The organism is Methylobacterium sp. WL18, assembly GCF_008040015.1.
In the GTDB taxonomy this organism is placed as follows: domain Bacteria; phylum Pseudomonadota; class Alphaproteobacteria; order Rhizobiales; family Beijerinckiaceae; genus Methylobacterium; species Methylobacterium mesophilicum.
Genome location: NZ_VRVD01000097.1, coordinates 1 through 11,119 on the forward strand (window position 1 = coordinate 1; position 11,119 = coordinate 11,119).

Consider the following 11,119-nt stretch of genomic DNA (forward strand, 5'->3'; position numbering starts at 1 on the left):
ACCAGGGCCCGGGCGCCCACCGCGGCCAAGGCGCCGGCCACGTCGACGGTCGTCCGCTCGGCGCCACCGGCATCGAGTTCCGGGATGATCTGCAGGACGCGGGCGCCCGCAAGGACATCGATTTCGGCGGGGAAGCCCGTGAGGCCGCGCGTCACATCACCCATCCGCGCTCGTTCGGCGTGGAGACGCAAGCCTCCCGCCGGCATCTGCAACATGCTGGTACCCATTGCTCCAGCATCGCGGTCGCGCTTTACGGTCTGGTAAACGCAGGCTGAAGCCGATCCGGTCAGGGATGGACTTCTTCAGGATCGAGATAGGCCTACCGGAGAGATCGATGACCGATACAGGGCCGAACTTCATCAGCGTCGGCGAAGGTAAGGCCGCACGCAAGATCGCCGTGCGGGTTCGAGAGGGCGCGAGGCCGCCGGTGGTCTGGCTCGGGGGGTTCCGCTCCGACATGACCGCCACCAAAGCCGCGGCCCTGGACGCGTGGGCCGCGGAGGAAAAGCGCGCCTTGGTGCGGTTCGACTATGCCGGCCACGGCGCCTCCGGCGGCACCTTCGCCGACTGCACCATCTCGTCCTGGCTGGAGGACGCTCAGGCGGTCCTGTCGGCCTTCGTGCCCGAGCCGCCGATCCTGGTCGGTTCGTCGATGGGCGGCTGGATCGCGTGCCTCGCCGCCCGCGACCGCGCCGCGCTCGGCCAGACGACGGCGGCGCTGGTGCTGGTCGCTCCGGCCCTGGACTTCACTGAAGACCTGATCTGGTCCAACCTCGACGAACCGGCCCGCGCGATGATGAAGCGAGAGGGTATGCTCCGCCGGCCGAGCGACTACGCGCCGGAGCCCGATCCGATCACCCTGGCGCTGATCGAGGATGGTCGCGGCAACAGGCTGCTCGAGCGCCCCTTCGACCCCGCCTGTCCCGTCCACATCCTGCAGGGGATGCGCGACCCGGACGTGCCGTATCAGCACGCCCTGAAGACGGTGAGCCGCCTTCCCGCCGAGGGCACAGTGCTCACGCTGATCGCGGACGGAGACCACCGCCTGTCACGGCCGCAGGACATTGCGCGGCTCGTGGCGGCGGTGGCGGAGATCGCCTGACTAGCACGGCCTGCCCGGCGTCAGTGCAGGCTGACGGCGTGGAGGTCCTGGGCGACGGCATTGGCCAGAACCACATCCCGCGAATCGGCCAGCATGATCGGCTCGCCGCTCGCCGAGAGCAGGGCGAACAGGTCGAGACCGGGCATCAGTTCCGGGGCCTGCGGGAACAGGCGACGCACCTCGTCGGAGCGGATCGGGCGGACGTAGGCGATATGGCCCTCGCCGAGCGCCGCGAGATCCGCCGGGTTGAACTCGGTCGGGTCGAGATCGGCGGGGGTGAGGGGCGATGCGTTCAAGTTCGTCATGTCTAGCCCTCCTGGGGTGGCAGAGCGTCTACCTCCGGTCCCGGAGGCACCGGTGGTTCCATCCTGATGTGGGGTGTTCCGGCGTCCAATCAATCGATTGCAGGCATCGCTGGGCTGCGTTCACGCCGCACCCTGGATCGCCGACCCGCTAGCCGCGCGCACCGATATCGATCTTGCGCACGATCCGGTCGGGTTCCGGGCGGACGAGATCGATGGAGAGCAGGCCGTTGGCCAGATCCGCCCCCAGGACCACCATGCCGTCGGCCAGCAGGAACGTCCGCTGGAACTGGCGCGCCGCGATGCCACGGTGCAGGAAGTGCCGCTCACGCTCGTCCACCTGTCGGCCGCGGACGACCAGCTGATTCTCCTCCAGCGTCACGTCGAGTTGGTCCTGGGTGAAGCCGGCCACCGCGAGCGTGATGCGCAAGCGTTCAGGCTCGCGCTCCGTGCGGGGCAGCCGTTCGATATTATAGGGGGGATACCCGTCGTTGGCGCCCTTGGCGACCCGGTCGAGCGCCTGCTCGATCTCGTCGAAGCCGAGCAGAAACGGGTGCCCGAAGGGCGAGGGTCGAGTCATTGCGGCCGCCATCCTCACAGCGAGGCCTCCGACCCCAAGGCTAGCCGCAGCCCGCGGATCTCCGAGCACCTCGACGCTATGGAGCCCGTCCAGGACAGCGCTCCGCCGGGCGGAACGCCGCCGGTGAGTGGGATATGGCCGAGGGAGGCAACCCCATCAAGGGAACGGTTTAATTCTCATACCCGCCCCAGCAGTGCACCGCGAAAAAGCGAACGAACCAGGATAATTCGGCATATTCAAACGGGATATTTTAGCAAGTCCACGAGCAGCCACGCTTCCGACTAACAGTTTGGAACTGCTCTGATTTTCGCGTCGGGCCTTGATCCAGGAAGCGCCCATGTCTACTGCCGCGACTGGTGATCGTCCGGGTCGGACGGACGCTCGCCGGAAGTTCCCGAACCCGACGGGATGCAGTGGAGTCCCGATGAGCGCGCCTTCGACACCGGCAAGTCATGCGGCGATGCAGCGTGTCGCCGACGTGTGCGGCGACGAGGCCGATATCCTGGCGCTGTCGGTGGCTCGGTTCGTCGCGGCCGGGTACATGACCAGCGACATCGCCTGCTGGAATGCCGCCTTCGACGGCGCGGAACAACTCCTCGGCGCGGCTGAGGGCTGCCGTTTCGTCGCGAGCGTGGTCGCGATCGTGCGCGCGCTGAGGGCGGAGCGCGAGGACGACTGGTCCTTCATGCCGGCGAGCTGCTGCCGGGTCACCGGCCACGAATGCGCCCTGGTCGCCCTGATCGGTCGTGGCCGACGTCGGCTCTGGGCCGACCTCGAAGAGGCGGCTGCCGAAATCACCGGGCGGGAAGCGGCGCCCCGTCTGGTCGAGGCGGTCCGTGCCGCTGTGGCGACCCTCGACGCGGCGGCGGAGCGCCTGGCGCCGGCAGCCTGCCCGCGGCGGGTCGTGCTTCACTGAGTCGGCCGCTTCGACGGCCTGGTCCGGCTGCGGCCGACCCTGAGGAAAGAGGAAATCAGTCTGGTGCTTGCCCTGAGCGTCCCACTGTACCGCCGACGGATCGGTCGGATCGCCCTCGATACGGCCGCGTGCTTCGCACTCTCGGCGCTCCTGGTCGCGTCGGCGCTGGCGCAGGACGCCGGCGCCGACAAGACGCCGCTGAAGCTGCAGCTCAACAAGGTCGAGACCGCGGGCGAGGCGTGCCGGGTGACCATGGTGGTCGACAATTCCAAGGGCGCCGGCCTCAAATCCTACAAGGTCGACCTGTTCGCGTTCGATCCCGAGGGGGTGGCCCAGAAGCGCGTCGCGGTGGAACTCGGCCCCCTTCCGGCCCGCAAGACCATCGTGAAGATCTTCGACTTCCCCGGCATCGCCTGCGGCAAGGTCGGACGGGTGCTTCTGAACGACGTCCTGGCCTGCGATGGCGGCGATGCCGCCCGCGAGGCTTGCCTGGAGCGGACCGAGACCGAGAGCAAGGCCGGCCTCGCCTTCGACCGCTGATGCAGGCGCCATAAGGGTCGGTTCGACCAAACCGTCCGGCGGTGCGCCGCCGGACGGCCAGCGGCTTTCGCCGCCCCCCGATGCGATGGCGGCCTCAGGCCGCGTGACACCACGATCCCAGGAGCCCCTGATGGACCCGACACAAGCCCCGACCGAGGTCGCCCACGACTTCTCGTTCCTCGGCCTGTTCCTGCAGGCCGACCCGATCGTGAAGGGCGTGATGATCCTGCTGGTCATCGCCTCGATCGCGTGCTGGACGGTGGTGTTCGAGAAGATCATCCGGCTCTCCGCAGCCCGGCGTCAGGCGAAGGCGTTCGAGAAGCTGGTGCGGTCCGGTGGCAGCCTCGACGGCAATCACAAGGGCCTGACCGGCCACGTCGTGAAGGCCGCCATCGATGCGTGGCGCGACCAGGACCCGACGGAGACCCGGGCCGAGCGGCGCGAGCGGATCGAGCGGGCCATGCGCGGCGCGCTCGGCCTCGAAGTGAAACGCCTGCGCACCGGCCTGTCGCTGCTGGCGACTTCGGGCTCCACGGCCCCGTTCGTCGGCCTGTTCGGCACGGTCTGGGGCATCATGAACTCCTTCTCGTCGATCGCGCGGAGCCAGGACACCTCGCTCGCCGTCGTCGCCCCGGGCATCGCCGAAGCGCTGTTCGCCACCGCCATCGGCCTGGTCGTCGCGATCCCGGCCGTGATGGCCTACAACAAGCTCGCGGGCGACATCGGCGGCATCCAAAGCTCCTTCACGTCCTACATTTCGCTGCTGGGCGATCGCCTCGCCCGCGAGCGGACGGGGGCCGGGCAGCACCGCGCGGCCGCCGAGTAGGTCTCCCTCGGCGCAGGGGCCCGTCGCGAGCGGGCCCGGCGCTCCGTCCCTGATCCGAGGCGCCCAGCCGGTCGGCCACGTGCCGCGGCCGAGGATGCCTCGAACCCTGGCTCGATTCGGGCCGAACCCCTTCATTCGGAGACGCAGCCATGGCGATGGCATCGCCCCGCGCAAGCGACGATGACGACAACGACGACATGCCGATGTCCGAGATCAACGTCACCCCCATGGTCGACGTGATGCTCGTCCTGCTGATCATCTTCATGGTCGCGGCGCCGCTGATGACCACCGGCGTGCCGGTGCAGCTGCCCAAGACTGCGGCCGCCAAGGTGGCGCAGTCGAAGAAGCCCCAGGAGGTCACGGTCGACAAGGACGGCAACCCGTCGATCGCCAAGGAGGTGTTCACTATGGACAGCCTCGTTCCGCGCCTGCGCGAGATGGCGGCCTCCGACAAGGACCAGGTGATCCTGGTGCGGGGCGACCGGGACGTCCCCTACGGCAAGATCATGCAGGTGATGGGCCTCGTCGGGCAGGCGGGCTTCACCAAGGTGTCGCTGATCGCGCAGTCGCCGGGCGGCCCCGCCCCGGCGGCACCGGCCGCCCCCGCAGAGACCGCGCGCTGACATCCATGAGCACGCTGACTTCGACGGATCTGTCGTCAGGGCCCGGCGAGGGGCGCCCGAACGGGCTGCTCGCCGCCTTCCTGGTCGCGTTCGCGCTGCACGCGCTCGTGCTCGTGGCGGTGATGTTCTATCGGCTGACGCCGCCGGCCCCGCCCGGCGAGCAGCAGATCTCGATCGATCTGGCGCCGGTGATGACCGAGTCCTCGACCGAGGCTCCGGCGGAACAGCAGATGAGCCAGGCAGCGCCTCCGGAGGCGAAGCCGGTGGAATTGCCGTCCGACGAGGCCGTGCAGCCGCCACCGCCCGAGATGACAGAGGTCAAGCCGGACGAGACTGAGGCCGTCACCGAGCCGCCGCAGGAGGCCGTTCCGGTGGAGGCGCAGAGCGAGGTCATCACCTCGACGGCCGAATCCGCCGAGCCGCTGGCGCCGCCGCCGACCGAGGTCGCCAAGACCGAGGAGCCGCCGAAGCCGACGCCGGATCCGGCCAAGATCAAGGCCGAGCGCGAGGCGAAGCTGCGCAAGATCCGCGAAGAGAAGCTGCGCGAGCAGAAGCGCGAGGAGCGTCTCGAGGAGATCCGCGAAGCAAAGCAGAAGGCAGCCCGCGAAGCGAAGGCGAAGCAAGCCAAGGCCCAGCAGGGGGCCGAGGCGCGCAACTCGGCGTCGGCATCGCGCCAGAACGCCGCCGGCCGGGCCGCCGCGGGCAGCGATCCGAGTGCGTTGCGTCAGTGGACCGGAGCGATCAGCGCGGCGATCCACGGCCGGATGAATCCGGGCGCCGCCGCCGGCACCGCCGGAGGTACCGCCATGGTCCGGTTCACCGTGATGCGGTCGGGCGCGCCATCAGCTCCAGCTCTTGTCGATCGAGTCCTTCACGGCATCCGACATCGCGACGTCGAACACCAGCATCTCCTCCACCGCCTTCACGGTCCGCAGGCGCTCGGCCAGCGCCTGGGTCTCGGCCGGCACCGGCGGCGGCACCGGCACCGGGGCGTGGATGCCCAGCTGGTCGAACAGGGTCGACGCGAAGGCGTGGTACCGCGTCTTGTGGCCGACGATCCCGACCCGGGCCAGGATCTCGATCGCGGCGATCGAGTTGCCCGGGTGCAGGCGATCCTCGGGCATGCGGGTGCCGAGCTGGCGGGTCAGCGGGTTGTAGAGCAGCCGGTAGGCCGGCTCCGGCAGCATGCGGAAGTAGCGCTTCAGGCTCTTCACGTCGGTGAAGTCGTAGGCCTCCGAGAACGACGCGGCCTCGGCCAGCGGTCCGAGCCGCCAGCCGCGCACCGGATCGAGGGCGTCGCCAGCCCGGGCCTTCAGCCAGAGCATGCGGGTCGCCATCTCGATATATGGGTCCTGCACCAGGATGCCGGTGACCATCAGGTCCGGCGTCATGAAGTTCTCGTAGCGCGGGATCGTCACTGCGCCCGACAGGAACGCCGAGGGGGCGGAGGGGCCGGACAGGACGCAAGTCAGGATCTCGTCCGGCAGCTTGTGGACGCCAAAGTAGCAGTGCTGGAAATACGGGAACAAGGCCGCCTGGAGCGCCGTCTCGGGCTCGATCCCGGTGTTGATGAGCATGACGCGCAGCCGCACCAACCCGTCCGGGGGCGTGCGACGATAGACCAGGACGTTGGTGTCGGCGTCGTAGAGTTCGAGGCGCTGGATCTCGGCCAGGCCCGGCACCTCGGCCTGCGTCAACACGAAGGTGCATTGCCCGGTGGCGTGCCAGCCGTTGCGCTTGAACGTCTCGTCGGTGACGCTGGCCGGAACTTCGGCCACGCGCTGGCCTCCGACGGAGACCATCACCCGGCTGATGGCGAGGGGATTGTCCGGCACGATCCAGCCGCGGATCGAGTCGCCGTGATCGTGATCGATGAAGTAGCGCATGTCCCGAAGCTTGAGGCGGCGGAATGCCGGGACCGCCCGAGCGGCCCGGCCGGATGCCGGCCGGCACGCCCATAGCGCATTTTCTTCCCCGCGTGCACCATCGCGGTCTCAGCCCCCCGGCCACGCCCCTCAACCTTCCGCTTGCGCCCCCGCCGGGCACCGGCTATAGGCCCGGCCCACCGGCGCTGTTGCAGCACCGGCCCGGGCGCGTCGCTCAGTGGGAGAGCACTACCTTGACAGGGTAGGGTCCCTCCTCATAAGCCGCTGAGTAGTCTGGATTATTTCGATGGCTTTAAGGTTCGCCGAACCGGATGGCGGTCGTTTAGGAGACGTAGCACAGCGGTAGTGCATTCCCTTGACATGGGAAAGGTCACAGGTTCGATCCCTGTCGTCTCCACCACTCAACGCTCTGAAGTCACTGGATTTTTCCAGACCGGGCGTCCGAAAATCGAAATTCTCGCACATTCACTGAATTCCGAGCGGGTTTGCAGAACCAGCTGCCGGAGCCACGCAGCCCGAGCAGCGCCGATACCCGAATTGCGGTCGCGTCGACGGCCCGGGGGCTCATGCGTGCTGTGTCGCGGGCGATGTCCCGCGCCGTATCTCCGGGACACCTGCGGTCCGCCCCGCGCGACAGATTGTTCTCGTGTCGTTCGAGTACGCCTATCGGGTCTGGCAGACCGAGCCGCCGTCGAGCCTTCGGGATCTCGATGACGTGGTGCTGCTGACGCCTGTGGTCGGCGACAACGGCGTAGCGATCGTGGCCGGCACGCGCGGCACGGTGCTCAGCGTCCACGGCACGGGCGAGAGCTACGCTGTCGAGTTCGATGAGACCGATGGCGCCCTTGCGACGGTACTCTCGCATCAGATCGAGCCGGCGGGGCCCGCCCCTCGGTGAGCGGCGGTATTGTCCCGGTCCTCTGGTCCATCCAGGGTGCGAAGCTTTCGGCATTCCTCAACCCGAACCACCGCAAGGGCGCATCGCGCTGGACGTATCTGTCTTCCTTCGGCTTCACCCGCGAGGACGATAGAGCCCTTGCAGATGCGTTGGGCCAGCGCGCGATGAACAACCTGCCCGGCGTCGAGCAGCCGCGGCCGACCGGCCCGAACCGCGTCGAATTCCGCTACACGGTGCGCGCGTCGGACGGCCACGACATGCCTCTGCGCACCGTGTGGGAGGTCGGCGGGACGGACAGTGAGACAACCATGCGGTTTCTGACGGCTATCCCGCTGACCCCGTAGCGCTCGACACCGCAAAACCGCCATCTCAGGATCCGACGAGGTCAATCGGCTCGCCGGGTCCGTGACGTCGGCCCATGCGCGCGCCGGCCGCCATCCGGCAGCACAGGATGCTGGGGGCCGACTAGAACCGTGATCTTGGCCAGGACGATCTGGCCAGGACGATCTGGCCAAGACCATCTGAGACGTGCAAGGGCACCGGAGCATGCACGGGATCCCATCATCCCCGTCGGTCCCGCCGCGTTCCCGGCCGAATCGCGGCCTGGTTCCGCTCAGAGCCCCGAGGGCTGCCGTATGACCACGTCACCTGTCCACGACATCGACACCAAATACATCCGCCAGATCCAGCAGCAGCAGATTGCATTAGCGCTGATCACGGCCGAGCGCGACGCGGCCGTGCGGGAGCGCGATCTGGCCCGGGCGCGATCCGAGGCCTCGACCAAGCTGATCGACGCCCTGTCGGCGAGTTTGCGGCCCTATGGGTTCAGCCGGAAGCGCTTCCTGTCGGCGATCCGCAGGGCGGCCCGCGCGGTCCCGGACCAGGGGCCCGATTCGCTGCAGCATACGGTTCTGTTCGACGGCTCGAACCGGATCCTGGGGGCCCGGCCTCTTGACCGAACCCCTCCCTGAGCGCACCGCACCCGCACTCGTCTCCTGTATCGATCGGTCCCCTTCAACATGGTGGAACGCAGGGCCATGGATGTCGCGCTTCTGACCGTCTTCAACGCCCTGGTCGATCTCAGGAACGAGCTGGACGCGAAGCCCCATCTCGCCAGCTCAGAGCTCGAGTTCCTGTCGTTCGCCACGAAGATGGCGCCGTATTCCAACGCGCAGCTGCTGCAGGACCTATGGGTCCTGTACGAGTTGAAGGAGAAGCGGAACGGCTACTTCGTCGAGTTCGGTGCCTGCGACGGGATCAGCCTGAGCAATACGCTGCTGCTCGAGAAGACCTTCGGCTGGCAGGGCGCTCTGGCCGAGCCGGCCCGGGCCTGGCACGCCGCGCTCTACGCCAACCGGAACTGCTATATCACCGACAAGTGCGTCTACAGGACCGACGGGGTCGAGGTCCTGTTCAACGAGGTGGATATCGGCGAGCTCTCCGGCATGAACGACTTGGTGACGGGCGACTTCCATGCCCAGTTCCGCCAGGACGGTCGGCAATACGCGGTCCAGACGGTTTCGCTGGAGCGCTTCCTGGCGGAGGCCCGGGCGCCGAAGCGCATCGACTACATGAGCATCGACGTGGAGGGCGGCGAGTTCGATGTGCTGGAAAGCTTCGACTTCACCCGACACGACATCGCCCTGATCAGCGTCGAGCACAATTTCTCGGACAGCCGCGAGAAGATCTACGCCCTGCTGACCGGCCTGGGTTATCGTCGGCGGTTCCGGCAGCTGTCCCTGTTCGACGATTGGTACGTGCGGCCCGACCTCATCGCGACGCAGGCATGACGGAGCGCTCCATCGTGTCAGCCCGGACCGCGATCGAGATCCTCGATTCCCTGTTCGACCTGTTCAAGCAGATGGGCAGCGGCATCGCGCTCGACCTGCACTGGCTCGAGATCGCGCGGCGCCTTCAGCTGGTCCGCGCGGAGGTCGTCTGGTCGGCCGATCTGGCCTTCGTGGCCGCGAAGCTGAAAGCGCACGCCGCCCACTACGCAACCACCTATCAGCCCGACGCCGGCTCGGAGTGGATCCGGAGGGCGAACGCCGACAAGCTCGACAAGGTCGTCGAACACTATTCGATCCTCCGCGCCCATCTGGAGCAGCAATTGCCGGCCGCGTAGGCCCATATCGGGCGATCCTTCGCGCGGATGTCCGCAAGATCCGGCGGACACGCCCCGAGGCGTGCCCTGACAAGTCGCCCGCACCGACAGCCGGGCCGAAACGGCCCCGTTGACTGGATTGGGCCAACCGCTATCGAAGCCTCAAGACACGAGAGAGTCCGCGCATGAACGCGGACCCTGAGGAAACGCCGGGCCGCGCGCCCGGATCAGGAGGGCCGCCCATGTCGTCTCGAATCCGCTTGCCCCTGTCCCGCCGCAGGTTCCTGTCCACCGGCTCGACGGCGATCCTCGCCGGAACCGTGGCGATGCCGCACGTGGCCCGGGCCCAGCGGGCGGACTTCACCTACAAATACGCCAACAACCTGCCCGACACGCACCCGATGAACGTCCGCGCCCGGGAGATGGCGGAGGCGTTGCGTGTCGAGAGCGGCGGCCGGTTCGATCTCAAGATCTTCCCCACGAGCCAGCTCGGCTCGGACACCGACACGCTGAGCCAGCTGCGCTCGGGCAGCGTCGAGTTCTTCACGATGTCGCCGCTGATCCTCTCGACCCTGGTGCCCAACGCCTCGATCAACGGCATCGGCTACGCCTTCCCGAATTACGACGCCGTCTGGCCCGCGATGGACGGGGAGCTCGGCGCCTGGGTCCGCCAGCAGATCGCCAAGGCCAACCTCGTGGCCATGGAGAAGATCTGGGACAACGGCTATCGCCAGACCACCTCCTCGACCCGGCCGATCGCCAGCCCGGACGACTTCAAGGGCTTTCGGATCCGCGTGCCGGTCTCGCCGCTCTGGACCTCGATGTTCCGGGCGTTCGAGGCCGCACCCGCCTCGATCAACCTGAACGAGACCTACTCGGCCCTCCAGACCAAGATCGTCGAGGGCCAGGAGAACCCGCTGGCGGTGATCGCCACGACCAAATTCTACGAGGTGCAGAAATACTGCTCGCTCACCAACCACATGTGGGACGGCTACTGGTTCCTGGCGAACCGCCGGGCCTGGGAGCGCATCCCCGAGGACCTGCGCACCATGGTCGCCCGCCACATCAACGAGGCCGGCATGAAGGAGCGGGCCGACGTCGCCAAGCTCAATGCCAGCCTGCAGGAAGATCTGACGAAGAGCGGCCTGGTGTTCAACAAGCCTGATCCGGAGCCGTTTCGCGAGAAGCTGCGCAAGGCCGGTTTCTACGCCGAATGGAAGGGCCGGTACGGCGAGGAGGGCTGGTCCCTCCTGGAGAAGGCCTGCGGGAAGCTCGCGTGAACGGCCCGGCAGGGCCGGCGCCGCGCGGCGGCGTCGCGCCCTGTTCGCGGCGGGTGATGAAC

Annotated in this window: 15 protein-coding genes, 1 tRNA gene and 1 pseudogene; 12 read left to right on the forward strand and 5 right to left on the reverse strand. The window is 67.9% G+C overall.

Annotated features, from left to right (window positions below; genetic code table 11):
• Positions 1-206, reverse strand: a pseudogene (locus tag FV228_RS34145) (glycosyl transferase); the annotation flags it as partial.
• A 128-nt stretch (positions 207-334) separates the two neighbouring features.
• On the opposite strand from FV228_RS34145, the gene FV228_RS10285 reads away from it, so the two are divergent.
• Positions 335-1,102, forward strand: a complete 768-nt coding sequence (locus FV228_RS10285) for an alpha/beta hydrolase (protein ID WP_147854534.1) — start codon at positions 335-337, stop codon at positions 1,100-1,102.
• 20 nt (positions 1,103-1,122) lie between these two features.
• On the opposite strand, the gene FV228_RS10290 is transcribed toward FV228_RS10285, so the two are convergent.
• Positions 1,123-1,407 carry a DUF1150 domain-containing protein gene (locus FV228_RS10290; protein WP_147854535.1) on the reverse strand — a complete coding sequence of 95 codons (285 nt, stop codon included), beginning with the start codon at positions 1,405-1,407 and terminating at the stop codon, positions 1,123-1,125.
• A 148-nt stretch (positions 1,408-1,555) separates the two neighbouring features.
• Complete coding sequence (locus FV228_RS10295; RefSeq protein ID WP_147854536.1) at positions 1,556-1,984, reverse strand: Hsp20 family protein; 429 nt, start codon at positions 1,982-1,984, stop codon at positions 1,556-1,558.
• Between the two features lie 424 nt (positions 1,985-2,408).
• Here FV228_RS10295 and FV228_RS10300 point away from each other — a divergent pair, with 424 nt between their 5' ends.
• The 4 genes from FV228_RS10300 (at position 2,409) to FV228_RS10315 (ending at position 4,889) form a co-directional block, all read left to right on the forward strand.
• Entirely contained in the window at positions 2,409-2,900 is a 492-nt protein-coding gene (locus FV228_RS10300) for a hypothetical protein (RefSeq protein WP_147854537.1), read from the forward strand.
• Positions 2,901-2,963: 63 nt separating this feature from the next.
• Positions 2,964-3,440: a Tat pathway signal protein gene (locus tag FV228_RS10305; protein ID WP_147854538.1), complete on the forward strand. Its 477-nt coding sequence runs from the start codon at positions 2,964-2,966 to the stop codon at positions 3,438-3,440.
• A gap of 130 nt (positions 3,441-3,570) precedes the next feature.
• Entirely contained in the window at positions 3,571-4,266 is a 696-nt protein-coding gene (locus FV228_RS10310; protein ID WP_147854539.1) for a MotA/TolQ/ExbB proton channel family protein, read from the forward strand.
• Positions 4,267-4,415: 149 nt separating this feature from the next.
• Positions 4,416-4,889: an ExbD/TolR family protein gene (locus FV228_RS10315; RefSeq protein WP_147854540.1), complete on the forward strand. Its 474-nt coding sequence runs from the start codon at positions 4,416-4,418 to the stop codon at positions 4,887-4,889.
• A gap of 127 nt (positions 4,890-5,016) precedes the next feature.
• On the opposite strand, the gene FV228_RS33035 is transcribed toward FV228_RS10315, so the two are convergent.
• Positions 5,017-5,412, reverse strand: coding sequence for a hypothetical protein (locus FV228_RS33035; protein WP_187277695.1), 396 nt, complete (start codon positions 5,410-5,412; stop codon positions 5,017-5,019).
• Between the two features lie 319 nt (positions 5,413-5,731).
• Positions 5,732-6,775: a hypothetical protein gene (locus FV228_RS10325; protein ID WP_147854541.1), complete on the reverse strand. Its 1,044-nt coding sequence runs from the start codon at positions 6,773-6,775 to the stop codon at positions 5,732-5,734.
• Between the two features lie 325 nt (positions 6,776-7,100).
• Here FV228_RS10325 and FV228_RS10330 point away from each other — a divergent pair.
• The 7 genes from FV228_RS10330 (at position 7,101) to FV228_RS10360 (ending at position 11,057) form a co-directional block, all read left to right on the forward strand.
• Positions 7,101-7,175: transfer RNA gene (locus tag FV228_RS10330), tRNA-Val, on the forward strand.
• 246 nt (positions 7,176-7,421) lie between these two features.
• A complete protein-coding gene (locus FV228_RS10335; RefSeq protein WP_147854542.1) occupies positions 7,422-7,673 on the forward strand; it encodes a DUF4926 domain-containing protein in 252 nt (83 codons plus the stop codon).
• Complete coding sequence (locus FV228_RS10340) at positions 7,670-8,017, forward strand: DUF6883 domain-containing protein (protein ID WP_147854543.1); 348 nt, start codon at positions 7,670-7,672, stop codon at positions 8,015-8,017. Before FV228_RS10335 ends, FV228_RS10340 begins: the two co-directional genes overlap by 4 nt.
• A gap of 291 nt (positions 8,018-8,308) precedes the next feature.
• Positions 8,309-8,644 carry a hypothetical protein gene (locus FV228_RS10345; protein ID WP_147854544.1) on the forward strand — a complete coding sequence of 112 codons (336 nt, stop codon included), beginning with the start codon at positions 8,309-8,311 and terminating at the stop codon, positions 8,642-8,644.
• 66 nt (positions 8,645-8,710) lie between these two features.
• A complete protein-coding gene (locus FV228_RS10350; protein WP_147854545.1) occupies positions 8,711-9,463 on the forward strand; it encodes an FkbM family methyltransferase in 753 nt (250 codons plus the stop codon).
• Positions 9,464-9,477: 14 nt separating this feature from the next.
• Positions 9,478-9,798 carry a hypothetical protein gene (locus tag FV228_RS10355; RefSeq protein ID WP_147854546.1) on the forward strand — a complete coding sequence of 107 codons (321 nt, stop codon included), beginning with the start codon at positions 9,478-9,480 and terminating at the stop codon, positions 9,796-9,798.
• Positions 9,799-10,019: 221 nt separating this feature from the next.
• Positions 10,020-11,057, forward strand: coding sequence for a TRAP transporter substrate-binding protein (locus FV228_RS10360; RefSeq protein ID WP_147854547.1), 1,038 nt, complete (start codon positions 10,020-10,022; stop codon positions 11,055-11,057).
• Positions 11,058-11,119: the final 62 nt, after the last annotated feature.